We start from the raw sequence: 24504 nt of genomic DNA on the forward strand, positions 1-24504 counted from the left end.
GTACTTATCAACAGATGGATTAACACTAGCAGTCGGTGTCTCAATCCCCTTAAAAGCGGGTCTCAGTTCGTACTGTGAAAACAACAAAACGTGCGATCGTGTTTGTGAAGTCTCAATCCCCTTAAAAGCGGGTCTCAGTTCGTACCAAATAAAAAGGATTTAAAATAATATACAGTCTCAATCCCCTTAAAAGCGGGGCTCAGTTCGTACCAGAACGTAAAGCCACCGCGTTGGTGGTTGAAGGGTCTCAATCCCCTTAAAAGCGGGTCTCAGTTCGTACCTATAAATGTATACGTTAAAGATTGGTTTGAAGGGTCTCAATCCCCTTAAAAGCGGGTCTCAGTTCGTACTTAATGATCGGGAGTACCTGCCGATTCGGAAGTCTCAATCCCCTTAAAAGCGGGTCTCAGTTCGTACCCTATAGCAGTAGCCCATGAATTAGACACTCTACCCGTCTCAATCCCCTTAAAAGCGGGTCTCAGTTCGTACAGCGGCGTGATTTTTTTCTCCTGACAAATCAGAGCGTTACGAAGCAGTTTTTGTGCGTATAAGATCACGGAAAAAAGTTAGCCTACAGTAACACTTTTGGACACTATCCGACCCTTTACAAATCAAGCACTTACAAACGCGGTTGCGTGTTACAAACTGCCAAATCGCAAAAGTCGAAAAACTTAGCTTCATTGCCGCCGCAGACGCATCGTTATTGATCTGCGCGACGCTATCAAGTGTGACACAGATCACACAATTTGTCACGTCGCGCACCACCACTCGCCCTTTTTTATTGCACCTGCACCTGCGCCGGCAACCACCGCGCAATTAACCGCCGCAACGTCCCATCGGTTGACCACTGTTTAATCACCGCATCAATCCCGACTAATAACGCCTCATCCGTTTCGCGCACCACCCAAACTAATTGTTCAGTGGCTAATAATTCCATCACGCCAATCAATTGCTGTTCATTCGGATCAGCGGTTATTCGCCACGCCGTCGGCGCATCCACAATTAACACGTCTATTTGCGCATCACGCAGCGCCGCAATGGCCTCTTTTAATACAGCAAATGGAATACGCTGCGCATTGGGGAATTGTTGATGCACCACCCGCGCCGCATCGGCATCGCGCACAAATCCAACCCGCGTGCGCGTGATAAATACGTCGAGCGGGCGGGTAAAGTGCGCGGTTTGTTCACGCCGCACCACCGCCATTTGCCCGCTTTCCAACACGGGTTGACTAGCCGCCAGCCGCAGCGCGTGCAATTCCGCCAGCGGACGGGTGCTTAACAGTGTATCAACGCGCCCGCCCCGGAGTGCCTCGACGCGGTCGCGCTCGGGCAACACCGACAGCACCAATTCCATGCCAAGCGCGCCGCTCAGTGCTTGGGCTAAATCAATTTCTAACCCGCGCAAAATCCCCGCTTCACTGACCACGCCGCTGGCGGGCGTGAGGCTGACACCGACGCGCAGGGTAGTTTTGACGGCGCTGGGTGGCGTGGCGGCTACCTGTTGCGCGTGAACAACAGCGGTGACTCCGAGCCACAGCGCCAGCATGATAAATGCCACGCCGCGTTGCCAGCTGCGGTCAGGATGTCGCCAAATGACCACGCGCTGCGGCACGGTGACGCTAATTAACGGTCAAGCAGCACGGGCGTGGTGGCGCCGCGCTCGGGATCGGCAGTGGGTGTGAACCACGCCAATTTGTCGTGTAAACGCACCACTTCGCCGACGATAATCAAGGTCGGCGGCTGCGGCGGGTCGTGTTGAATCTGCGCCTCGATGTCGGCTAATGTACCAATGTACACGCGCTGCATGTGCGTCGTGCCTTGCTGCACCAGCGCTATCGGCATCTGCGGTGACACGCCATGCGCCAGCAGTTGCTGAATAATGGTGCGCAATCCCACCAATCCCATGTAAAACACGACGGTTTGATTGGGCTGCGCCAGTTGCGGCCAGTTGAGATCAATCGTCTGATCTTTCAAATGCCCGGTGACAAAGGTGACGGATTGGGCGTAATCGCGGTGCGTCAACGGGATGCCGCTGTAGCAGGCGCAACCCGAGGCGGCGGTGATGCCCGGCACCACTTGGAATGGAATGCCCTCCGCTGCGAGCGTGTCAATTTCCTCACCGCCGCGGCCGAAAATGAACGGATCGCCGCCCTTGAGGCGCAGCACCCGCAAGCCGTCGCGGGCTAATTGGATCAGCAGCGCGTTGATTTCCTCTTGCCGCATGGTGTGGGCGTTGCGCTCTTTGCCGACGTAAATGTGGCGGGCGTCACGGCGGACGAGTGCCAAAATGGATTTCGCCACCAGTCGGTCATACACCACGACATCCGCTTGCTGCATCAGGCGCAGCGCCCGGAAAGTCAATAAATCTGGATCACCCGGCCCCGCGCCGACCAGATACACCTCGCCCAGTTGCAAGTTCAGATCGGGATTGGCCAACTCGCGCTCTATCGCGGCATTTGCCTGTTCCATTTGTCCAGAAAATACCCGCTCGGCCACGCCGCCTTGCAACACGCGATCCCAAAATCGCCGCCGCTCGCGCTGCTGGTCAAACCGTTGTTTCACGCGATCACGGTAGCGGGCGCACAATTCGGCTAACCGCCCGTAACTGCTCGGTACCAGTGATTCGAGCCGCGCACGGATCATGCGTGCCAACACGGGTGAAGCCGCGCCGGTGGACACGGCGACCACGACTGGCGAGCGGTCAATCACCGACGGCATGATAAATGAGCAGAGTTGTGGTTGATCGGCCACATTGACCGGAATACCACGCGCCCGCGCCAACGTGGCGATGTCGGCATTGGTGGCTGGCGCATCAGTGGCGGCGATGACCAATCGCACGTCGTCCAGATCGCGGGTTTCAAAATAACGCGGGCGGTGCGTCACGGCGCCGCTGTCAATCAACGGCCGCAACTCGGGCGTGACCTGTGGCGCAATCAGTCGCACCGCCGCGCCGGCATTTAATAACAGCGTCAATTTGCGCAGTGCCACCGCGCCGCCACCGACCACGAGGCACGGCTGCTGTTTGACATCGAGAAAGATCGGTAAATAATCCATATTGTTGTTTTTTAATCACAAATGCGTTAAAGTGGGTGACTTGTGCAACAGTAGCCGGCGGCAACGCGGCACTTTCGCCGGGATGTAACCGCCGTGAATCGTCACCACCGGATTATACTGTGCAGACTGGCGTCGTTAATTTTTACGATTTAACTATTCAATTAGACTGAATTTAGGACACAAAGATGGGCAGTCGGCGCGTGATTTGGTCACTTTTATGGGTGATATGCAGTTTCAATTTCACCAGCACCCTCGCTGCGCGCCCCGTGTCGCCAGTGCCGGGGCTGCCGGACTTCACGCTGTTGGTAAAACGCAACGGCCCCGTGGTGGTCAACATCAGCAGCAAACAATTGCCTGACACGCAAGCGCCCGAACCCAACAGTGGCAACAGCCTACCCGAAGATAGCCCGCTGTATGATTTTTTCCAGCGCTTTTTTGGTGACGACGGCGAACCACTCGACCCCAACGATCAGGGGCGCTCACTCGGCTCGGGATTTTTTATTTCGGCTGACGGGTACGTCGTCACCAACGCGCATGTCGTTGAAGCGGCCACGGAAATCATTGTGCGCACCAGTGACCGGCGCGAGTTCATTGCCCAATTAATTGGCGTAGATGAACGCAGCGACATCGCGTTATTAAAGGTGGACGGTCAAGATTTACCCACTGCTGCGATTGGCGTTGCCGCTGATTTACAAGTCGGTGAATGGGTCTTAGCCATTGGCTCACCATTCGGTTTCGATCATTCGGCTACTGCCGGCATTGTCAGTGCCAAAGGGCGCAGTTTACCGAATGAAAATTACGTTCCTTTTATTCAAACTGACGTGGCAATTAACCCCGGCAATTCCGGCGGCCCATTATTCAATTTAGCGGGTAAGGTGGTCGGGGTTAATTCACAAATCTATAGTCGCACCGGCGGATTTATGGGCGTGTCATTCGCCATTCCAATTGAAGTTGTCATGGATGTCGTCCATCAATTAAGCACCCGAGGGCGCGTCAGTCGTGGCTGGCTAGGCGTGTTAATTCAAGATGTCACCCGCGAATTAGCCGAAACGTTTTCAATGCCACAACCCCGCGGTGCATTAGTCACGCAAGTCTTACCCGACAGCCCCGCCATGCAAGCGGGTATTCAAGTCGGCGACATTATTCTCAGTTTTAATCGCAAACCAGTGGATATGTCCAGCGCCCTGCCGCCATTAGTTGGGCAAACCCCAGTGGGTAGTCAAGCACAGATCGAAGTATTAAGAATCGGGAAGGTTTTGCCATTAACGCTGGTTTTGTCTGAATTACCCGATGAGAGTAGTGAACTCATTGGTGATGAAGAAGATACCATCCCCCCGGTATTAGATCTGCTGGGATTAGCTGTGCGCGATTTGAATGCAGAACAACGGGCGCAATTGGATATTAAAGTCGGCGGCATATTAGTAGATGTGGTTAGCACAGGGGCTGCTGAAACGGCCGGTATTCGTGTGGGTGATGTGCTATTAACCTTTGACCAATTGCCAATTGATAATGTCGCGCACTGGCAACAACTGTTGACTAATGCAAAAACAAAGGCGGGACGGGCTGTTGCCGTATTAGTTCAACGCGGCGATGGGCGCTTATTTTATCCAGTGCGAATGCCAGCGGCGGTGCCGACAGAGTAATGCAAATTAATCAATTACCTATTATAAATTGCTTCGGATGACAGCCGCAGTGTCCATCAACCAATCTCACGCCATCGTATTCAGATTTCCTAAAACAGCATTAGGTTTTGGTATTCTGATTTGGTTAGGTTTATACCAAACTTTAACGCCGCTCTCCGAATGGCTTGTCGCACTATTGCCAATCAACCGCGCCAGTCATTTCGGCGGTGCCGTGCAATTTTTCTGTTATGAAACGCCCAAAGTTTTATTATTATTAACTGGCGTTGTCTTTATCATGGGCATTGTCAATTCGTATTTCACACCTGAGCGCACCCGCGCTTTACTCGCCGGCCGCATGAATATAATCGCTAATGGCATGGCCGCCGGATTGGGCGTTGTCACTCCGTTTTGTTCCTGCTCGGCCATTCCATTATTTATTGGCTTTTTACAAGCCGGCGTCCCATTAGGCGTCACCTTCAGTTTTTTAATTGCCGCCCCAATGGTCAATGAGATTGCATTGGTATTGTTATTTGGATTATTCGGTTGGCAAGTTGCGGCACTCTATCTCACATTGGGATTAACCTTAGCCATTGTTGCCGGCTGGTTAATTGGCCGCCTCCACATGGAGCGCTATTTAGAAGACTGGGTACGCGCCATGCAAACGATCACCGTTTCAATTGAAACAACTCGCGTTCCATTTATTCACCGTTTGCAGATGGGCGCGAAAGCGGTGAATGATATTGTCGGTAAAGTATGGCGTTATGTCGTGATTGGTATTCTGCTCGGCGCACTCATTCATGGCTACGTTCCTGCCGATTTAATGGCATCTTTTTTAGGTGAAGAGATTTGGTGGGCAGTGCCAGTAGCGGTGTTAATTGGCATTCCAATGTACACCAATGCGGCAGGCGTGATTCCAATTGTCCAAGCGTTATTAGCCAAGGGCGCTGCATTAGGCAGTGTCTTAGCATTTATGATGAGTGTCATTGCATTATCACTGCCCGAAATGTTAATTTTACGCAAGGTACTCAAGCCGCCGTTAATTATTACATTTATTGCCATTGTCGGGTGTGGCATCATTGCCATTGGGTATATTTTTAATGCGTTGTTGTGACGCTGTCAATGTTGAGGTGAATCAATTATGAAAGAAATTAAAGTATTGGGTTCGGGCTGTGCGAATTGCAAAAATACGGCACAGTTAATTGAAACTGTGGCGCGGGAACAGCAGGTTGAGATTCAATTAGAAAAGATTACAGACATGCAAAAAATCATGGCTTATCAGATATTATCTACACCCGGCGTGGTGATTGATGGGCAAGTGGTTCATGCCGGCGGTGTGCCATCCCGCGCTCAGATAACGAATTGGTTGACTTAATGATTTTGATATTCATCTCGCCGCCCATCGCCCTCTATATTAACCCTTGATTGATTAACTGCTGTATGACGACCTTGTCGTTGCCGAGGTAACTGATAATGACTGAAACTCCCTCATCGCCGCGTACTGGCGCTGCCATTTTATTTGATGTGTTAATTGACCTCGGCGTCGAATACATTTTCGGTCACACCGGCGGCGCTGTCATTCCATTACACGTTGAATTAAATAAACGAATGCGGCGCGGCGTTAAGGTACCGCAATTCATTTTATTTCGCCAAGAAGGTGGCGCCGGTCACGCGGCTGAAGGCTATGCGCGCACCAGCGGCCGCGTCGGCGTTGCATTAGCCACCTCAGGGCCGGGGTCAACTAATTTAATTACCCCAATTGCCGATGCCTATAAAGATTCGCTACCAACGGTATTCATTACCGGTCAAGTATCCAGCCTGGCAATAGGCACGGATGCTTTTCAAGAAGTGGATACGGTCGGCATTACGCGCCCCGTTTCTAAACATAATTATTTGGTGAAAGATGTCGCCGATTTGGAATGGATCGTGCGCGAAGCATTTGTATTAGCCGGCACCGGTCGCCCCGGACCGGTGGTGATTGATATTTGTAAAGATGTGCAATTAACGCAATTAACCACCATTCATAAACCGCGCACTCGGCATCAGGATTTAATGCCATTTGACACGGCGCGGGCTGACGCGATTTTAATTGCATTAGCGGCGGCGAAGCGCCCGGTCATTAAAGCGGGCGGCGGGATTATTCATGCCAACGCGGCGTCTTTATTACAGCAAGTCGTCACTCGTTTTGATACGCCCGTGACCACTACGTTTAATGGACTCGGCACCATTCCATTTGACATGCCACATAATTTAGGAATGCCCGGAATGCACGGCACTATTCCTGCAAATTATGCGTTGCGCGATGCTGATTTTATTTTAACGCTCGGCGGGCGCTTTGATGATCGCGTGGCGGTGCGTGATTTCGCAGCGGGCAAACGCATTGCGCATGTGGATATAGACCCGTCGGAAATTGATAAAACCATTAAAACCGATTTGGCAATGGTGGCGACGGTGGATCAATTCCTGTCTTATGCTATTACCAGTCAACGCACCGCGCATCATCCTGAATGGATGACGCAAATTGCGGCATGGCGAACGCAAATGCCATTGCCCTATGCAATGGGCGATTATATTAAACCGCAAACGGTCATTGAAATCCTGTCTGAATTAACCAATGGCATGGCGACGGTGGTGACTGGTGTTGGTCAACATCAAATGTGGGCGGCGCAGTATTATCAATTCCAACGCCCGCGCCAATGGGTGAGTTCAGGTGGATTGGGGACAATGGGATTTGGCTTACCGGCGGCAATTGGCGCGTGGTTTGGTGATCCAACTCATCCGGTGGTGTTAATTGATGGCGACGGCAGTTTTCAAATGAATATTCAAGAATTGGCGACCATTGTGGCGAATCGTTTGCCAATTAAAATGTTCGTCTTGAATAATAGTTTTTTAGGCATGGTGCGGCAATGGGAAGATATGATGGATGATGGCCATCATTATGAAACCTGTTTAGCGCGGCAGCATGATTGTGACCGCGATTGTACGAATATAGATCAAACTTGCCGGCGGCAATTGCCCAATTTAATTGCATTAAGTCAAGTCTATCCGCGCTTAAAAACGTTGCGGGTGCGTGGCACGGATGCGTTGCGTGAAACGCTGAATGATGCAATGGCGGCTGAAGGGCCGGTGTTGGTGGATGTTTGGATTGATAAAGCTGAAAATGTTTTGCCAATGGTGCCACCCGGCAAACGGTTGGATGCGATGATTGAATCTTGATTTAATCAAGCATTACGCAGGAATGATCGTTCCCATCTGTGAGCGTGGGGACGAACAATGCTATCTATTTAATTAAATCCCCACGCTTTTCAATTGGCATTATTTCCCCGCCGCTATTAACGCCGCTTCAACTGCCGCATGTTTTTGTTCCCGCGCCCAATCCAATGCTGTGCGGCCTTTTTGATCTGGCAGGGTCACATCTGCGCCACGTTTTAATAAGATTTCCACCGTTTTTAAATGCCCCAATTTCGCTGCCCAAATTAACGCGGTGAAACCTTCGGTGGTTTCTTGGTGATTAATCATCGCGCCGTGATCGAGTAATAACGCCACACAATCGGCGTGGTCATTGGATGCCGCTAATAATAACGCGGTGTAATTACCTATATCCACTGCATCCACTGCCGCGCCGGCGGCGAGTAATTCTTCAATTACCGCTCGATGCCCGTTCAATGCCGCTTTCATTAACGGTGTCCATTGACAGCTATTGCGATAATCGGGCGGGGCGGATTGTTTTAATAGCGCCGTTAATGCCGATACGTCGCCCTGTTCGGCCACTGCTAATAATGATTCACCCTGTGTTGCCGGGTCTTGACCGCCACAATTGGTTAATAAGAGTGGTGCACAACTCAAGGCAGCAATGATTAAGCAGCGACGGCAGGTGCGCTTGAGTGTGGCGGTGTTGGGTAATAAGAAACAGTCGTTTTGATTTGTGTTAGTCATGGGTTAATAATAACGATGAGTTGAAAATAATGGCATGTTAGATCACGCCGCCGCTGTCCAATGGCTGCGAAACATAAAATACACCGCGCCAATAATACACAGCGCCGCCCATAAATAATCCAGTTTTAATGGCTCGCGTAAATAAAACAGCGCGAATGGAACGAAGATGGTTAACGTAATCGCCTCTTGCATAATTTTTAATTGTGCAACTGAGAAGACGGTATAACCAATGCGGTTGGCCGGTACCTGCAATAGGTATTCAAATAACGCAATGCCCCAGCTAATGAGCGCGGCAATGATCCATGGTTTATGACTGAGTTCTTTGAGGTGCGAATACCACGCGAACGTCATAAAGATATTGCTGAATGATAACAGAATAATCGTGAGCCACATTGCACGCATAAGGTTAATCAAGTTTAGTCAAATGTTAAATGAGAATTGTCAACAAACCAGCCGAATTGTGACCAGGGATGGTCGCGCCAAGTAATGATTCCCGCGCCAGCGTGGCAATAGCTAACACCCGCCACGCTGATTAACCCGTGTTGATTGCACACCAATGGAATGTAAGCCCGCAGCCAGGGTGGAATGCCGGCGGTTTGAAATAAGTATTTGAGTGAACGTGGCGGTTGATTTGGCAAATAACAGCGCAATGATGGCAATAAAGAAACCGCGAATTGTACCTGAATTGGCGCGGAATTGATGAGCGCCGGCGCGGCAATTAAAACCCCCAATTCAGTTGGCAGCACCAGCGGTTGGCTGACATCCGCCCACGCAATTGACGCCGGCGGGCGCGGCGGTAGCGGTCGCAGGGCAAATAATTCGTCACGGTAGCGCCGCACTTCGCAGCCCGTCCAATGTACCAGCGGGTTGGCATCGGGGCGCGGCGTGAGCATTTCGGTCGCCAATCGCTGCAAATAAGCGTGATTTGGCGGCAAAAATCCGTAATTGGTCAGCCAGTGGCGCAGAACGTGACGGCGGGTGGCGAGCGGCAGTTGTTGTAACCCGTTGATTGATAAGGTATTTGGGCGACGGCCGGCGATGCTCGCGCACACGCTCGCGCTCTGTTCGGTCAACCAACTGGTCAGATCTGCACAGTGCGCGGCGCTGCGGTTGATGGTTTGTACCGCGCTCGGCCAGCGTTCGCGCAACGTTGGCAGGACGCGGTGGCGCAGAAAATTGCGGTCGTAGTCGGGATTGGCGTTGCTGGGGTCGTCAATCCAGCGCAGGCGGTGGCGTTGGGCGTAATCAAGTAACGCGCTGCGCGGCCAATTCAGCAGCGGGCGGATCAAATAACCGGCGGCGAGCGGGCGGATGGTGGGCATCGCCGCGAGTCCCGCCACACCGCTGCCGCGCAGCAGTGCCAGTAACACAGTTTCAGCCTGATCGTCGGCGTGGTGCGCGGTCGCCAGCTGTTCATTGCGCTGCAATAACGTTTCCCACGCCGCGTAGCGTGCCACCCGAGCGGCCGCTTCGGGACTGACGCCGCCGTCACGTTGCACCGTAACCTGTTGAATGTGTAGCGGAATTTCCAACGCCGCGCAGGTGTGTTGGCAATGCGCAGCCCACGCGCTGGCGGACGGGTGCAGCCCGTGATGAATGTGAACGGCGGACAGCGGCGGCAGGTGTGATCGCACTTGCGCGGCGGCGTGGAGCAAAACGTGCGAATCCAACCCGCCGCTGTAGGCAATCCACAGGCGCGGCGCGGCGGGTGCTGACCAATTGGCGAGCAGGTGGGCGGGGTTAAATGGATTTGGCATCGTTTTATTAGGCAAATCCAAGAAAAACTGCTAATGACCGCGTGACCGCCAGCATCGTGTCATCATCTAAACGACCGAATGCTGCGCCGATCTTTTCACGGGCGACCGATTGAATTTTATCCACCATCACTTGCGACGGTTTATTTAATCCATTTAATTCGTTTGGATACAACGGAATGCGAAATAGTGGGGCGTCGCGCCATTCACTCGTCACGGGTAGAATTATCATGGAAGGATGCGCGTCGAATAAATCAGATTGAATGATAAGCGCCGGGCGTGGCTTACCCAAATCACCTTGCAATGCCACCGTCACCAAATCGCCGCGTTTCATTGCCAACCATCGCGGTCGGCTATTGCTTCAAGCCAAGCAATCGTATCGTGTTCGTGGGCGTCGGTTTGCAATAATAATGATTGACGACGGCATTCTTCAGCAAAACCAGCGCGGCGCGTATTCGGCAGCCATAATTGTATTGGGCGCAAACCGGCGGCGCGTAATGCCGCATGGCGTTGTTTCAATCGCGTTGAATGATTCGTTTTCATTATCGTTTCCAATACTTTTTTAATCTGATCGCTCCAGCGTGGGAACGATCAATCAAATGGCGACATGGTTAGACGGTGACTTGGCAGCCGCATTCGAGCGTGAGTTCGACCGGTGAAATCAATCGCGTGGCGTGATGCTGGCGCAGGTGTAATACGAGTAACGTGGCGGGATCAAATACGATGACGTCTTTAATACCGTGTGATAAATAAAACGGCGGGGCGATTTGTAAATCTTTTGCTTCATAGCCTTTGCTGACAACTTCAATCACCGCTTCAGGAATGATGGTTAATGCACTGTCTTGTTGATCGTCGGGTGGTTCTTGACAAAAAATTGCAATGTCGGGACGTTTTAAGCTAGTGCCAAATTGAATGTACACGTCAATTGCATAAATACAGCCGCATGGGTGAATTGTATTAGAGACGGGGCGGATGGTTTTCACAATGCGATCAATTGCTTTTTGATGGCGATAGACGGGTTGCGCTTCCCATAACGGTAGCCCGTTGACCATTTCCAAACGAATGCCCAGTTCATTGGCGTCTAATAACATGCGGGGGAGTGTCATATAATTAACCGGTGTGGTAAATCAATTTTTATTAACGCCGCTTTTTATCCATTGGTGCGGTTAATTGTTGATAACGGTTGAATAACAACGCCACGCGCTCGGCACCGTTATTAAACGCGAATTGTGAATACGCCGCATCCACCGCAGCGTCTAATTGGCGATGAGCGCGCACTAATGGCGGTGGCATGAGTAATGGATCATACAGCGCGGCTAATGATGAGTCGGGGTATTGTTGACGGGCAATTAATAACGCTTGGGCGGCAGTTTCAATGCGTTGCTGGTGTTTATCAGTGATTAAGTCTGGCCACGGAAAGTTATTATACACAATGGTATTGGAGTATTGATAATCGCTTTTTAAGCGCCCAGTAACCGTGCGCATCCATGCAATGTGCATAGCGGATGATAATACGCCAAAGTGATAAAGGGTGGCATTGGGAATAATATGCAATTTATCACCAGCAATATGTTCTGGCGGTAAAAAACCAATTGGAATATAGCGTCTGCGTTCAGATGAAACACATGGAATCGCTAAATACGGCACATCTGGCTGGCGTATTTCACCAAATAACGTCGGCGAAGCGGCCAGTTTATTTGTTGCTGCTCTGGTACTATTCAAGCGTACCTGTTTACATTGATTAACACGAGCCAAAACGTCCGGCATTTGTCGCAGTTCGTTGGGCGCAATATCAATTAACCAAAGACAATAACGCGGAATCGCATTAATGAACTCGTTGCCCATCGAAAACGGTCTAATCCACCGCATCACTTGTGGATTTTTGCGAATCAATTCCTGCTTTTCAGCCTCAGATAATAGCAAATGACCACCATCGTTTGCCATTGAACCAAACACAATTGGCGGGACATGACAAATTGGTTGACTACGTCGCGTTATCACGACATTGGGCGCATCAACTAAATACGGATTGATATTATTTACCGTTGTTTCTTTCGCTTCACTCCGCACATTCTCATACACAAACAAGCGTTTTTTGATTGGCTCATGCAATGCAAATCCAATCATCACACAATGCACCACTGCTTGCCCACTGGCTTCATTTGACCATTGAAACGTGCGATGCGCAAAATGAATCTGCGCACCGCGCTTGAGTAATTCAGACCATAAGACGCCAACCTGCTCGCCCTGCGTAATTGAATTGGTGGCGACAAATGCGCTTTTAATTGCGGGATTGTCGGCCATGTAATCCGTTGATTTAATAAACCACGCCGCCACAAAGTCTAAAACCCTCGCGCCTTTAATACCATTAAACACCTGCGCAAAGTCCGCCTTTTGTAATGCGTTCTGCTCTTTTTTACCAACAAATGGCGGATTACCCAGAATATAAGTCAATTCAGCGGGCGCTATAATCGAGCGCCAATCCAATTGCAACGCATTGCCGTGTACAATGGTTGCGGCATGAGTTAATGGAATACGCGCATAATACTTGCCGAATTGCTGCGACACCAACTGATTCATTTGATGATCGGTCAGCCACAATGCCGTGCGCGCAATCTGCGCCGGAAACTCCTCAATTTCAATTCCATAACACTGGTTCACATTGCACAGGATATTAAACTCACCCACGCCAATGGTTAAATTGCTGGTATCATTAAATAACACCTGCAAGACTTCCAATTCTAATAATCGCAATTCCCGATACGCAATGACTAAAAAATTGCCGCAGCCGCAGGCCGGATCAAGTAATGTAATCGCCGCTAATTGTTGTTGAAACGCAAATAACTGTTGCCGCGATTGGCGTTTAATCCGTTGCCATTCAGCGCGCAATTCATCTAAAAACAGCGGCCCAATTAACTTGAGAATATTCACCTCGGACGTGTAATGCGCCCCCAATTGCCGCCGCGCCGCCGGCGCCATCACCGCTTGAAATAACGCGCCAAAGATCGCCGGTGAAATGCGCCCCCAATCCAATGCACACGCGGCTAATAACAGATCGCGCAATTCTCGATCAAAGGCGGCTGTTGGTAAATGCTCGACATATAATTGCCCGTTAATATAGGCGAACGCCGCTAATTGTTCATCCAAGCGCGTCGAGCGTTTATCATTTGGCGTATTCAATACCTCAAATAAATGCGCCAACCATTGCCCTAAATCACTGCCATCTGCCGCCGTGCGCTGCTCGATCAATTCCTGAAATTGATTGATTTCAAAAATACCGGTGTGTTCGGCAAATAAACAAAACACCAGCCGCACGAGATAGACTTCTAATTCATGTCCGGCGTAACCGCTCTGTTTTAATTTGTCATGCAGCCGCCCCATTTGCTCGGCGGCTTTCACATTGGTTAGGTCTTGTTCTTGATAGCGCCGCGTGTGATACCCGGCAATAAACCCGAATAAATGAATATGCTGCACCAATTCAGATAACGCGAATTCAACTTGTGTATTGTCTTCTAAATCATATAAGCGCATTCGTGCAAAATCTGACACCAAAATATAGCGCGGCAATTCATATTCTTTTAAGCCTGGAAAATAATCAATCGCCGGCGTATAAGCGCGATCTAAACTTTTACCGCGTGATTTTTGTTCAACTAATAACGTGCCTTTCCACAATAAATCCACATACCCATCCCGCCCGTCTATTTTTTTAACACGCTGTTCAAAACTCGCCACGCGCCGCCGCGTTACGCCAAAGATTTGAAAAAAATCATCCCAGAATGATTTGGCTTCGGCGTGTTCGGCGGTTTCATTCGCCCACTCATGCGCAAATTGCTGCGCCCGTGCTTTAATGTCATTCCAGGCTAATGGCATGGTTTATTCCGTTATCGTGTTGAGCATCATAAAAAATCTTATTCAAGATAACTCAGGAGTTGCGCCGTTCAGATTATAACTAATTGATTAAGACAGTGCGTTCCCACACTGGCGCGTGGGAACGATCAATTTTTTATAAAAGGAGGCAGTCGGTTTTAATCCTTAAACCGCCCATACGCACGAATGCGTTCATAGCGCCGCGCCAGCAATTGCTCCGTTTCCAATGACTCCAATTCAATCAACTGCTCTAATAACACACCTTTTAATGCCGCCGCCATGGTTGGCACATCACGATGCGCCCCACCGAGTGGTTCTGGCACAATGGCATCCACCAAATCTAATTCCTTCAATTTGTCCGACGTAATTGCCATTGCCTCGGCGGCCAATTGCGCTTTATCAGCACTTTTCCATAAAATAGACGCGCAGCCTTCGGGTGAAATGACCGAATAAGTGCTGAATTGCAGCATAATTAACCGATCCCCCACACCAATTGCCAATGCGCCACCCGAGCCGCCTTCACCCGTGACCGTGGCAATAATTGGCACGCGCAAAGTGGACATTACCTGCAAATTGCGCGCAATGGCTTCACTCTGCCCGCGTTCTTCTGCACCCACGCCCGGATACGCGCCGGGCGTATCAATAAAGGTTAAAATCGGTAATGAAAACCGCTCGGCTAATTGCATTAAACGCAATGCTTTACGATAACCTTCGGGTCGCGGCATTCCAAAATTACGCAGGATTTTTTCTTTCGTATCCCGCCCTTTTTGATGCCCAATGACCATCACCGCCCGCCCGTCCAGCCGCGCCAACCCGCCGACAATCGCCTGGTCATCGGCAAAAGCGCGGTCGCCGTGCAACTCTTGAAAGTCATCGCACAGGTGGTGGACATAATCCAAAAAATAGGGACGCAGCGGATGGCGCGACAATTGCGAGATTTGCCAAGGCGTCAGCGCGGCAAAAATCTGCTGCGTCAGCGCCTGACTTTTAGTTTTTAAATGGTCAATTTCTTCCTCAATGTTAATTGCGTTATCCTTACCAACATGTCGCAGTTCTTCGATTTTCGCCTCCAGTTCGGCGACAGGTTGCTCAAATTCTAAAAAGTTTAGGTCCATGATGCCTCGTGTAAATGATAAAAACGCCAGTTAAATGGCAGGAAAAATTGTTTGGCGCCGCCCAGTTGTCTAGGCGTTAATTGCGCAGATCGGTAGTATCCTAAAACACTCTTGCTTGACGTGCTTGCCAGTTGAATTGCCACCCATGACCCACACCATGCCCGCCACCGCCTCCGAACGCGACATTCAATTATTCACCACCCTGCTCGGCGAAGTGTTACGCGAACACAGCCGCAAACGAGTATTAGTGGTTGTTGAACGCCTGCGCGATGGGTTTTTAACCCTGCGTCGCGCTGATGATCCCGAATTGCGCGCCAAATTGATGCACCGAATTAACAGCCTTGATCCGCAAACGCTATCCGAAGTCATTCGTGCCTATAATATCTATTTCAGTTTGGTGAATATCGCCGAAGAAGTGAATGGTTATTTACAGCGCCGTTCATTAGTCAGCGCCGGCGGCCGTTTATGGCGCGGTTCATTCGATCACACCTTGCGTCAATTCGCCGCCGACGGTATGAGCGCCGACCAATTGCAAAACTTATTTGCGCAATTATTATATCTGCCCGTCTTCACCGCCCATCCCACCGAAGCCAAACGGCGCATTAACTTGGAAACGCAACGGCGGATTTTTTTATTAGCCATTGACCTACACCGCCATAAACTCAATCAAGAAGAACAACAGGATTTACTCGGCAAAATCCTCGGCGAAATCCAAATTTTATGGAAAACCGATGAGGTGCGTATTCACAAACCGCAGGTCGCCGATGAAGTGCGTCAAGGTTTATATTTCTTTCGGGCGTCATTATTTACCGCCTTACCGCTGCTCTATCGCAATTTAGATCGCACCGTGCGGCGCATTTATAATACCGAAAAACCCATGCACGTCCCCAGCTTTATTCAATTCGGCTCGTGGATTGGAGGCGACCGCGACGGCAATCCATTCGTCCGCCCCGAAACCACCGAATTGGCAATACGAATGCAATGCGAACTGGTATTAGAAGAATACCTCGAACGCATTCAACAATTAAGCCGCATTCTCAGTCATTCGAATCTGTTATGCCAACCATCGCCGCAATTTCTCAATAGCCTCGACGCGGATGAAGATTATTGGATCAATACCATGCGTCAAAGTCAACGGCGCTATGGCCATGAACCCTATCGCCGCAAATTAGCCACCATGCGTCATCGGTTAATGGTCACATTAGACCGAGTACGCGCCCGATTACAGGGGCATGATGTGCGATTACCGGATGGCTATCGTGATGCCGATGAATTGCAACAGGATTTATATCTCATTCGTGATTCGTTAATGAGTCATGGGGACGCCAATGTCGCCGAAGGTGAATTAAAAGACTTAATTCGTTTAGTCGAAACCTTCGGGTTTCATTTGGTGCATTTAGATATTCGCCAAGAATCCAATCGCCACACCCAAGCCGTGACGGAATTATTTGCCCGCCAACCCGGCGCTCCGTTATATGCCGCATTTAATGAAGAACAAAAACTACTCGCGCTCTCCGAAGCCATTGCCCACCCGCACCCGTTGCATATTGATAAAGCCACGCTCACCTTTGAAACGCGAGAGACATTAGAAGTTTTTGAATTAATCGCCCGCCTGCGCGCTGAAATAAGCCCACAGATTTTTGGTGCCTATGTGATTTCCATGACTCATCACGCCAGTCACGTCATGGAAGTCATGTTATTAGCCCGACTTGCAGGATTAGCTGGCTATACAAATGACGGCTGGTTTTGTCATCTTCAAATCGCTCCATTATTTGAAACGATTGAAGATTTAACCCGCATTGATCAGATCATGGCTACCCTGTTTAATCACCCGACCTATGCTGCTTTATTAAAAGCATCGGGGCAATTCCAAGAGGTCATGCTCGGCTATTCTGATTCCTGTAAAGACGGCGGTATTTTAACGTCAACCTGGAAATTATATGAAGCACAAGAACGGGTGATGGCATTAGCTGATGCGCATGGTATTCAATGCCGTTTATTTCACGGCCGCGGCGGCACCATTGGACGGGGCGGCGGCCCAACGCATGAAGCAATTCTGGCGCAACCAATTGCAACCGTGCGCGGGCAAATTAAGTTTACTGAACAAGGCGAAGTCTTATCTTATCGGTATGCCAATCCCGAAACGGCGTTATACGAATTAACAATGGGCATCAGCGGGTTAATGAAAGCCAGCCGTTGTTTAATTGAACCAGTGACGGAAATACGCAAAGATTATCTTGGCATCATGGCCGAATTAGCGCATGATGGCGAAGCTGCATATCGGCAATTAACTCAAAACATGCCCGGCTTTATTGATTATTTCTATGAAGTCACGCCATTAGACGCCATTGCATTACTTAACATTGGCTCGCGCCCGGCACATCGCAAACGCAATGACCGCTCATTAAATTCCATTCGCGCCATTCCCTGGGTATTCGGCTGGGCGCAATCCCGCCATACATTACCGGCCTGGTATGGCATTGGCAGTGCAATTGAACGGTGGCGCGGTAATGATTTAGAACGATTAGCCAAGTTACAGCGGATGTATCAAGAATGGCCATTCTTCCGGGCGCTATTGAGCAATACGCAAATGTCATTATTCAAAGCGGAAATGCACATTGCGCATGAATACACCCGGTTAGTTCAGGATCGCGGTATGGCGGAAATGATTTTTCAACATATCCAAGCCGAATATCAACGGACTTTAACGCAAGTACTGCATATTGCTGGGCTGCAAATGCTATTAGAAGAAACGCCAGAATTACAGGTTTCATTAGGGCGGCGTAATGCGTATCTTGATCCGTTAAATCACGTTCAAATCACATTATTAGAACGCTATCGTGATGAAAGTACACTCGAGCAACGTGAACAGTGGCTGGATTTATTATTGCGTTCAATTAACGCGATTGCGGCAGGAATGCGGAATACGGGATAAAATAAATCAAAATAACAACGGGTGCGCAATTGATGGGAGATGATCCGATTTACTTTTTACCGCATTTCCCCGCAAAGTCAATTGCGTCACCGCGAATAACGCCGAATCAATCGCCGTCTTCAATATTGCGGTAACGGTCACTGAAACGCATGACTAAAATGGCAATGGTAACCAATAAAATTGCACCACTTTCATACACCAAATTAAGACTGACATTTTTACCTTGCAAAACAATTAACCGTGATAATGCAGTCACAGCAATCAGCATCGGGTAGGTAAAGGGGACGGTGTGACGTTGAAAATACACATTCGCCATTGCCATAATTTCAATAAAAATGAACATTAACAGCAAATCTTGTAATAGCACCTCACCCTGTATGTGAATTGCAAATACAGCTTGACCAATCCCGATCAATGCGAATCCGCCTATAGCTACAAGAGCGGCTTTTTCAACATAGCGGAATAACGCGGATAATAAACGGTCAATTCGTTGTTCTAAAGTGGTTATATTCATGGTGATTAAACCTCGTGGTCTGGATAATGATGATCGCGAATAGCATTAACACGGCGCTGCTTAGTAGCAGCGCGTAAAATGCCGCGTAAAATGTTAATTTCAACTCGGTCTGGACGGGCGCGATTGAATAAACGCCGCAAGCGTCGCCGCAGGGTTGCTGAATGCGCAGATTTGGCAAAACCCAATTGAATCAGTGTGTCATCTAGATGCGCAAAAAACCCGGCCATTTCTTCCGCCGTTGCAATTGCCTCGGTATTATTATGCGTCACGGCTGGCGCGACCGTTTCAGCACAAGTTATTTGAGTATTCGTCTGACTCATTGCCAACCAAATGCGGTGAATCTCATAGGCAAATACCTGCGCCGCCGCCCCTAAGTTTAATGAACTAAACGCTGGATTTGTGGGAATTTGCACGAGATAATGACACTGCGCTAATTCATCATTGGTTAAACCTGAATTCTCCCGTCCTAATACTAATGCCACTTCACCCGCCGCCGCTTCAGTTAATAATTGCTGCGCGGTGGTTTCTGGCGTTAAAGTTGGCCAATGAAGACTGCGCCGCCGCGCACTCGCTCCAATAATTAACCGACAACCCGTTAATGCCGTAGTTAAATCCGAATGCACCGTTGCCTGTGCTAATAAATCATCCGCACCTGCGGCTCGGGCAACCGCATCAGCATCGGGAAAATGCTGTGGCTGCACTAATGCCAAGCGCGACAATCCCATTGTTTTCATTGCTCGCGCCACCGCGCCAATGTTACCGCTGAGACTGGTTGCCACCAGCACAAAACGAATACGTTGCAATACCAATTCGGTGGGCAAATGCGTTATAATTTGCTCGGCACTTTGTTTAATTGGTTGTTCAAACTGTTGCTCAAATGGTTGCATGTTAAATGATCTTGACGGTGCGCGGTGTAAAAAACGGGTACGTTTTTTTATTAAAAGTGAATTGATAAGAGTGAATAAAATCTCATGGATCCTATGTTAAATATCGCCGTGCGTGCCGCACGAAGCGCTGGGCGAATTATTATGCGTCATTATGAACGTCGTGATGAAATTCGCGTCAGTAGCAAACAACTCAATGATTTTGTCAGTGATGTAGACCGTGCAGCAGAAGCCGCAATTATTCAAGAATTACGCAATAAATATCCCGATCACGCTATTTGGGCTGAAGAGAGCGGTCAACAACGCGGTAATGAATACGAATGGTTGATTGACCCACTTGATGGTACCACGAATTATTTGCATGGGTTCCCCCAATTTTCTATTTCCATTGGCTTACGCTGGCGCGGTCAAATGCAACAAGCGGTCGTGTATGATCCATTACGCGAAGAATTATTCACCGCCAGTCGCGGTGGCGGTGCATTATTAAATGATCGGCGATTGCGCGTCACCGATCAACGCGAATTACGCGGGGCGTTAATTGGCACCGGCATTCCATTTCGTGACCAAAGTGAATTAACAACCTATTTAAAAATGCTGGAAGCCATGATTGCTGATACCGCCGGTATTCGCCGCCCTGGCTCTGCCGCATTAGATTTTGCTTACGTCGCCGCCGGCCGTCTTGATGGCTTTTGGGAATTAGGTTTATCACCCTGGGATTTCGCCGCCGGTTCATTATTAGTCACTGAGGCCGGCGGTAAAGTCAGCGATATTAACGGCGGCGACCGCCATTTTGATACGGGTAATGTCATTGCTGGTAATGTGCGCTTGCATCAAGCCATGTTGGCACGATTAAATCCATTATTAAACGAACGGTTACGCGCTGGGTGATTGTTAATCCTATATTCGCAGCAGCACCAGCGCATCATTACGCATTGCGCTTAATGCAGCGTGATGATTTGCCCGCTGTGATTGTGGTTGAAAAAGCCGCATATCAGCACCCCTGGAGTAGTGGGATTTTTCGCGATTGTTTGCGCGCCGGTTATTGCAATCTCGTATTAGAACATGTTAGTGACGATCATTACCAGTCTATTATCATTTGCGGTCATGGCATTATGATGCTGACAACAGATGAATGCCATATTCTCAATTTGTGTATTCACCCTGATTATCAACGGCGCGGATTAGGTCGCATTTTATTACGGCGCTTACTCGCGCTGGCGCAGCAACGACATGCTATGACTGCGTTTCTTGAAGTGCGGGTTTCTAATGGCACTGCTATTGCACTTTATCAAGCAGAAGGCTTTAATGAAGTGGGTTATCGGCGAAATTATTACCCGACCTTGACCGGACGTGAAGATGCGCTGGTCATGGCACGGGCGTTGTAATAAATAACTTGCGGTAATGACAATTCACTATAATCGGTTACTCAAGTCATAGCCTAAAAAGCCGCGTATCTGGGGAAAATCGCGCAATGCTGACAATTCACCTTGCGCAAATCCAATGACCTTAAACCGCTCGCCCATCTGCGTTGGCAATAATAATTGTTTTACTCCCGCAGTGAATTGTAATTGTGTCGCTGTGTCGCCCGTCGTATTAGCCTCAGCTAATAACTGTTCAATCCCGCAATTGACAAGATAACTCGCTTGCGTTGTATAGCCGACTAACTTTAATCCCGCTTGTTCACCCGCATCTGCCACCGCTGTGAAATTAACATGTGCGGTAATATCCTGCAAACCAATCAATTGATAAGGGTCAGTATGAGCGCGATGACGATAATGACACATTAACGTCCCGCTGCGCCGCTCGGGATGATAAAGCTCGGTTTGCGTCCCACCATAATCAATTAACAATAATAAACCGCTCTGCAATGCCGCCGCCAATTCGGATAACCATGGCTTCAGGTGTGGATTGAATTCGCCGTAATAAACCGGCGTGTTTAATAATTGAAAAACTTGCAATTGTACAATAGCATCGGCTAATCCTGGCGATTGCACAGCGGCAGTTATTTCAATTAACTGGTCATGCTCATCCAATGTGACAAAACATTCCGCTGCGCCATCGTCGTTAATATAAAACCGCTGAACGGGCATGGCGTCCATCACTTCATTGGCGAGAATGACGCCGCGCCACTCGCTTGGCAAAGCCGTAATCCATTGCACACGCGGTAATAAATGCGGAATACGGGCGGCAATTAAAGCGCGTTGCCGTGCTTGTAAATCCGGGCTGATTTCCAATATCCAATAATGCGGTGGGCAACGACCAATGTGGTCAAGTGCAATTAAAATATCAATGGCAAGTTGACCGGAACCTGCGCCGAGTTCGAGTATATTTCCATTACCACCAAGGTAATGAAAAACATCAACACAGGTATGTGCAATGCAGCGACCGAATAATGGTGATATTTCTGGGGCAGTCATAAAATCGCCTGCCGCCCCCAATTTTACTGCACCAGCGACGTAGTAACCCAGCCCAGGTGCGTATAAAGCCAAGTTCATAAACTGGTCAAATGACAGGCGTTGATTTGGCGCCGCTTTAATCGCAGTACGAATATGGTTTAATAATTGTTGACTGTGCGTTAATGCAGCAGTGTCTAATTCAGAATGAGTTAATAATGGTAGTATAGTTTGAGACTGCATCAGGAAATACTATTAAAATAATTGTATTAAATTAGTTAATCAACTAGGCTTGTGGGCAATCATATTGAGACTAATTGCAACACCTTTGAAGATGAGGGTGCTGGTGTCATTAAATAAAGCAAACTCCGCCACTTTTTGAATATTGACATAACCAGCAGTCGCAAGAAAAAATGTTAAAAACTCGGTATTCAAACCCACAACATGATAATCATAACGATCAACATGCCCGCCAAACATCATACGCATCACCATAAAACGCTCATCCGCAGTTAAATGCTGTTTATCAAGCATTAGCCGTGATAAAACGTCTAAATCAGGGACGCTCACTAATAATTGCCCGCCCGGCAGTAATACCCGTTTCCATTCAATTAAGGTTTTCAGTAATTCGCCAACATAATCAAGATGTTCAACGACATGCGACGCATAGAGCATCTCGAATGTATTATCGGCAAATTGACTTAAATTATTCGCATTGCACACATGATCTACATAAGGCGCAGCAGTGGCGTTTAATACTTCCCAATCCTGACAGCGTATTTTACCACCAATATGAAGTTTTCTTGCCATAAGCGTAAATATCAATAGGATTTGAATAATTTCAGCATTGATCGGGTCGTGTTTGATTAGGAAATAGTTGCCCAACTCTCTCACCGAGCAGTTGATACAGCTGTAATTTTGCATGACGTTGTAAATCAACGGCGAATTGTGGCAGCCAGGTCAATAGGTATTTTTCCCACAGCGTCACTAATAATTGCTGTGCCAATTGACCATCCGCGTTCTGCTCTCGTGCTAAGTCAATTAGATACGCTGCGCAGTCAAATAATACCCCCAAATAATCTGGCGCAACTGTTGCGGGTAACTGTAATCCAGCACGGTCATACAGAGCGCGTAATTCGGCCGAAATACGATCATTTAATTGCGCTTGGCCATATACTGCCGCAAATGGTGGGCAGGGTGTTTGGGGATACCCGGCAATAAATAACTGCGTATATTCCGCTTGCCACTGATCGAGTGGTACAGTTAAAAGTTCATCAATTGCAGGAATTAACCAGGGTGCACGGGGCGCGATTTCTTGCAATACGTTAATTGAATCGGATTGCGGCAGTGCGAATAAAGCGGCGAGCAGACGCAAGTGCTGTGAATCACCTGGGATTAAACACCATGGGGTTTGATCGCCGCTATCAATCATATTAATTTGCTCATGTTACGCAATTGAATGACCGATTAAATCACCAAGGATACGCATAGACGCCAGCATACATGAAATAGTGGCGTAATAAATATCCACCCACTAATACCAACACGGATGCGGTAATGATTGGGACGCGAGTTGACCAACCTTTCATCATGCTCTTGAGTTCAAGGAAGAATGGCACAATTAAACCAAAGCCAATGAACCCAATTAACCAGCCGTGATCGTTCCACAATAATTCCATTGAACGTACGGCCGATTCTGACCCGTTTTTGAGGTATTGATACAATGAGAAAAGGATCACCAATTCGGCGGCAATCAATACTAAGTCAATCCGTTCGTATAGCACACGAATATACTCGTCTGCTTGGTCATGGAGCAGGGTGTACATGAGCAGTAATAAGAATGCCATTGCCGTTGAAAATGCTGACACGGTAAATAACAACGGGACGGCTGGGTTATGCCACAAGGCAACCGCTGGGAATGATTGCAATAATAAACCGGTATAAACTGCAACACCAACACCATTAACAACGGCTAACCAACCCACGCCGCGATGATAGTGTTTAACTACTTTAGCAATGGCGATCACAAACGGTTGGTCAATTAAATTTTTAATGACCGGGACACGTCGTGGGAATTGCGTTTCGCGCACATCGGGCAGTGCATATAATACACCCCACACCATCATCCAAATAATAAATTGCGTTCCCCATGCAATCCACGCATCGGGTTTATTAAATAAGATCATGGGGTTGAGAACGTGAAAAACGGCGCTCTTGTGTAATAAATGCCCAAATAACATGAGCGATCCTAGCGCAAGTAATACAACGCCGGCACCCGCTCCCCAAATCACCAAATGGCGATGGGGTTTTAAATACATGTCGGTTAAAAAGGTCACGGCTAATGTTGCCGCACCAAGTCCGCCGAAATAAAGATAAATCGCTAACCACCAAGTCCACATTTCTTGAGTGGCATAAGTCATGTTGACGTCCATT

General features: G+C 48.8%; 23 protein-coding genes and 1 CRISPR repeat array (1 of these 24 running past the window's edge). Of the genes, 7 read left to right on the forward strand and 16 right to left on the reverse strand.

All coding sequences use genetic code 11. The features are described 5' to 3' along the window. Positions 1-489: direct repeats of the CRISPR family, unit length 36 nt; unit sequence GTCTCAATCCCCTTAAAAGCGGGTCTCAGTTCGTAC (it extends 32 nt beyond the left edge of the window). Positions 490-778: 289 nt separating this feature from the next. Both HUK38_RS03735 and cysG read right to left on the reverse strand, forming a co-directional pair. Then, positions 779-1612, reverse strand: a complete 834-nt coding sequence (locus HUK38_RS03735) for a transporter substrate-binding domain-containing protein (protein WP_182582608.1) — start codon at positions 1610-1612, stop codon at positions 779-781. Between the two features lie 11 nt (positions 1613-1623). Next, complete coding sequence (gene cysG, locus HUK38_RS03740; protein ID WP_182582610.1) at positions 1624-3054, reverse strand: siroheme synthase CysG; 1431 nt, start codon at positions 3052-3054, stop codon at positions 1624-1626. A 185-nt stretch (positions 3055-3239) separates the two neighbouring features. Between cysG and HUK38_RS03745 the strand changes: the two genes are divergently transcribed. From HUK38_RS03745 to ilvB, 4 genes are all read left to right on the forward strand, one after another. Next, positions 3240-4697 (forward strand): Do family serine endopeptidase, encoded by a 1458-nt coding sequence (locus HUK38_RS03745; RefSeq protein WP_182582612.1) that lies wholly within the window; start codon positions 3240-3242, stop codon positions 4695-4697. Positions 4698-4746: 49 nt separating this feature from the next. Then, positions 4747-5787: a permease gene (locus HUK38_RS03750; protein ID WP_338065353.1), complete on the forward strand. Its 1041-nt coding sequence runs from the start codon at positions 4747-4749 to the stop codon at positions 5785-5787. Between the two features lie 27 nt (positions 5788-5814). Continuing rightward, positions 5815-6048: a thioredoxin family protein gene (locus HUK38_RS03755; protein ID WP_182582616.1), complete on the forward strand. Its 234-nt coding sequence runs from the start codon at positions 5815-5817 to the stop codon at positions 6046-6048. A gap of 98 nt (positions 6049-6146) precedes the next feature. Then, positions 6147-7889 (forward strand): biosynthetic-type acetolactate synthase large subunit, encoded by a 1743-nt coding sequence (gene ilvB, locus HUK38_RS03760; protein ID WP_182582618.1) that lies wholly within the window; start codon positions 6147-6149, stop codon positions 7887-7889. Positions 7890-7988: 99 nt separating this feature from the next. Here ilvB and HUK38_RS03765 read toward each other — a convergent pair whose 3' ends face one another. From HUK38_RS03765 to HUK38_RS03800, 8 genes are all read right to left on the reverse strand, one after another. Continuing rightward, positions 7989-8609, reverse strand: a complete 621-nt coding sequence (locus HUK38_RS03765; RefSeq protein ID WP_182582621.1) for an ankyrin repeat domain-containing protein — start codon at positions 8607-8609, stop codon at positions 7989-7991. Between the two features lie 42 nt (positions 8610-8651). Next, positions 8652-9011, reverse strand: a complete 360-nt coding sequence (locus HUK38_RS03770) for a DMT family protein (protein WP_182582623.1) — start codon at positions 9009-9011, stop codon at positions 8652-8654. 14 nt (positions 9012-9025) lie between these two features. Beyond that, on the reverse strand, positions 9026-10366 hold the full coding sequence (gene tilS, locus HUK38_RS03775; protein WP_182582625.1) for a tRNA lysidine(34) synthetase TilS: 1341 nt from the start codon (positions 10364-10366) through the stop codon (positions 9026-9028). A 7-nt stretch (positions 10367-10373) separates the two neighbouring features. Further along, complete coding sequence (locus tag HUK38_RS03780; protein WP_182582626.1) at positions 10374-10697, reverse strand: type II toxin-antitoxin system PemK/MazF family toxin; 324 nt, start codon at positions 10695-10697, stop codon at positions 10374-10376. Then, positions 10694-10906: an antitoxin MazE family protein gene (locus tag HUK38_RS03785; RefSeq protein ID WP_182582629.1), complete on the reverse strand. Its 213-nt coding sequence runs from the start codon at positions 10904-10906 to the stop codon at positions 10694-10696. The genes HUK38_RS03780 and HUK38_RS03785 overlap by 4 nt, the downstream gene beginning before the upstream one ends. Positions 10907-10974: 68 nt before the next feature. Then, on the reverse strand, positions 10975-11469 hold the full coding sequence (locus tag HUK38_RS03790; RefSeq protein WP_182582631.1) for a Uma2 family endonuclease: 495 nt from the start codon (positions 11467-11469) through the stop codon (positions 10975-10977). Between the two features lie 31 nt (positions 11470-11500). Further along, positions 11501-14233 (reverse strand): DNA methyltransferase, encoded by a 2733-nt coding sequence (locus HUK38_RS03795; RefSeq protein ID WP_182582632.1) that lies wholly within the window; start codon positions 14231-14233, stop codon positions 11501-11503. 155 nt (positions 14234-14388) lie between these two features. Beyond that, positions 14389-15345 carry an acetyl-CoA carboxylase carboxyltransferase subunit alpha gene (locus tag HUK38_RS03800; RefSeq protein ID WP_182582634.1) on the reverse strand — a complete coding sequence of 319 codons (957 nt, stop codon included), beginning with the start codon at positions 15343-15345 and terminating at the stop codon, positions 14389-14391. A gap of 145 nt (positions 15346-15490) precedes the next feature. Here HUK38_RS03800 and ppc point away from each other — a divergent pair, with 145 nt between their 5' ends. Further along, positions 15491-18280 (forward strand): phosphoenolpyruvate carboxylase, encoded by a 2790-nt coding sequence (gene ppc / locus HUK38_RS03805; RefSeq protein WP_182582636.1) that lies wholly within the window; start codon positions 15491-15493, stop codon positions 18278-18280. Positions 18281-18386: 106 nt separating this feature from the next. Here ppc and HUK38_RS03810 read toward each other — a convergent pair whose 3' ends face one another. Beyond that, a complete protein-coding gene (locus HUK38_RS03810) occupies positions 18387-18794 on the reverse strand; it encodes a phosphate-starvation-inducible protein PsiE (protein ID WP_182582638.1) in 408 nt (135 codons plus the stop codon). Between the two features lie 5 nt (positions 18795-18799). Then, the gene (locus tag HUK38_RS03815) at positions 18800-19681 is read right to left on the reverse strand and encodes an RNA methyltransferase (RefSeq protein ID WP_182582640.1); all 882 of its coding nucleotides are present in this window, start codon (positions 19679-19681) and stop codon (positions 18800-18802) included. A gap of 84 nt (positions 19682-19765) precedes the next feature. Between HUK38_RS03815 and HUK38_RS03820 the strand changes: the two genes are divergently transcribed. Together HUK38_RS03820 and rimI are read left to right on the forward strand one after the other, a co-directional pair. Next, positions 19766-20566 (forward strand): inositol monophosphatase family protein, encoded by an 801-nt coding sequence (locus tag HUK38_RS03820; RefSeq protein WP_182582642.1) that lies wholly within the window; start codon positions 19766-19768, stop codon positions 20564-20566. Further along, the gene (gene rimI, locus HUK38_RS03825; RefSeq protein WP_338065354.1) at positions 20563-21063 is read left to right on the forward strand and encodes a ribosomal protein S18-alanine N-acetyltransferase; all 501 of its coding nucleotides are present in this window, start codon (positions 20563-20565) and stop codon (positions 21061-21063) included. The genes HUK38_RS03820 and rimI overlap by 4 nt, the downstream gene beginning before the upstream one ends. 27 nt (positions 21064-21090) lie before the next feature. Here the strand turns inward: rimI and HUK38_RS03830 are convergent, their stop codons facing one another. Genes HUK38_RS03830 through nrfD form a run of 4 tightly spaced genes read right to left on the reverse strand, consistent with a single transcriptional unit; the run spans position 21091 to position 24491 of the window. Next, positions 21091-22314 carry a class I SAM-dependent methyltransferase gene (locus HUK38_RS03830; protein ID WP_182582643.1) on the reverse strand — a complete coding sequence of 408 codons (1224 nt, stop codon included), beginning with the start codon at positions 22312-22314 and terminating at the stop codon, positions 21091-21093. 39 nt (positions 22315-22353) lie between these two features. Then, a complete protein-coding gene (locus HUK38_RS03835) occupies positions 22354-22881 on the reverse strand; it encodes a class I SAM-dependent methyltransferase (RefSeq protein ID WP_182582645.1) in 528 nt (175 codons plus the stop codon). A gap of 31 nt (positions 22882-22912) precedes the next feature. Continuing rightward, on the reverse strand, positions 22913-23503 hold the full coding sequence (locus HUK38_RS03840) for a TorD/DmsD family molecular chaperone (RefSeq protein WP_182582647.1): 591 nt from the start codon (positions 23501-23503) through the stop codon (positions 22913-22915). Between the two features lie 40 nt (positions 23504-23543). Further along, complete coding sequence (gene nrfD / locus HUK38_RS03845) at positions 23544-24491, reverse strand: NrfD/PsrC family molybdoenzyme membrane anchor subunit (RefSeq protein WP_238787436.1); 948 nt, start codon at positions 24489-24491, stop codon at positions 23544-23546. Positions 24492-24504: the final 13 nt, after the last annotated feature.

Source organism: Thiospirillum jenense (genome assembly GCF_014145225.1).
GTDB lineage: Bacteria > Pseudomonadota > Gammaproteobacteria > Chromatiales > Chromatiaceae > Thiospirillum > Thiospirillum jenense.

Bases quoted from the DNA above. Each gene is read 5' to 3' on its own strand.
- cysG (WP_182582610.1), bottom strand. From the start codon at position 3,054: ATGGATTATTTACCGATCTTTCTCGATGTCAAACAGCAGCCGTGCCTC.
- HUK38_RS03745 (WP_182582612.1), top strand. From the start codon at position 3,240: ATGGGCAGTCGGCGCGTGATTTGGTCACTTTTATGGGTGATATGCAGT.
- HUK38_RS03755 (WP_182582616.1), top strand. From the start codon at position 5,815: ATGAAAGAAATTAAAGTATTGGGTTCGGGCTGTGCGAATTGCAAAAAT.
- ilvB (WP_182582618.1), top strand. From the start codon at position 6,147: ATGACTGAAACTCCCTCATCGCCGCGTACTGGCGCTGCCATTTTATTT.
- HUK38_RS03765 (WP_182582621.1), bottom strand. From the start codon at position 8,609: ATGACTAACACAAATCAAAACGACTGTTTCTTATTACCCAACACCGCC.
- HUK38_RS03770 (WP_182582623.1), bottom strand. From the start codon at position 9,011: ATGCGTGCAATGTGGCTCACGATTATTCTGTTATCATTCAGCAATATC.
- tilS (WP_182582625.1), bottom strand. From the start codon at position 10,366: ATGCCAAATCCATTTAACCCCGCCCACCTGCTCGCCAATTGGTCAGCA.
- HUK38_RS03780 (WP_182582626.1), bottom strand. From the start codon at position 10,697: ATGAAACGCGGCGATTTGGTGACGGTGGCATTGCAAGGTGATTTGGGT.
- HUK38_RS03785 (WP_182582629.1), bottom strand. From the start codon at position 10,906: ATGAAAACGAATCATTCAACGCGATTGAAACAACGCCATGCGGCATTA.
- HUK38_RS03790 (WP_182582631.1), bottom strand. From the start codon at position 11,469: ATGACACTCCCCCGCATGTTATTAGACGCCAATGAACTGGGCATTCGT.
- HUK38_RS03795 (WP_182582632.1), bottom strand. From the start codon at position 14,233: ATGCCATTAGCCTGGAATGACATTAAAGCACGGGCGCAGCAATTTGCG.
- HUK38_RS03800 (WP_182582634.1), bottom strand. From the start codon at position 15,345: ATGGACCTAAACTTTTTAGAATTTGAGCAACCTGTCGCCGAACTGGAG.
- ppc (WP_182582636.1), top strand. From the start codon at position 15,491: ATGACCCACACCATGCCCGCCACCGCCTCCGAACGCGACATTCAATTA.
- HUK38_RS03810 (WP_182582638.1), bottom strand. From the start codon at position 18,794: ATGAATATAACCACTTTAGAACAACGAATTGACCGTTTATTATCCGCG.
- HUK38_RS03815 (WP_182582640.1), bottom strand. From the start codon at position 19,681: ATGCAACCATTTGAGCAACAGTTTGAACAACCAATTAAACAAAGTGCC.
- HUK38_RS03820 (WP_182582642.1), top strand. From the start codon at position 19,766: ATGGATCCTATGTTAAATATCGCCGTGCGTGCCGCACGAAGCGCTGGG.
- HUK38_RS03830 (WP_182582643.1), bottom strand. From the start codon at position 22,314: ATGCAGTCTCAAACTATACTACCATTATTAACTCATTCTGAATTAGAC.
- HUK38_RS03835 (WP_182582645.1), bottom strand. From the start codon at position 22,881: ATGGCAAGAAAACTTCATATTGGTGGTAAAATACGCTGTCAGGATTGG.
- HUK38_RS03840 (WP_182582647.1), bottom strand. From the start codon at position 23,503: ATGATTGATAGCGGCGATCAAACCCCATGGTGTTTAATCCCAGGTGAT.
- nrfD (WP_238787436.1), bottom strand. From the start codon at position 24,491: ATGACTTATGCCACTCAAGAAATGTGGACTTGGTGGTTAGCGATTTAT.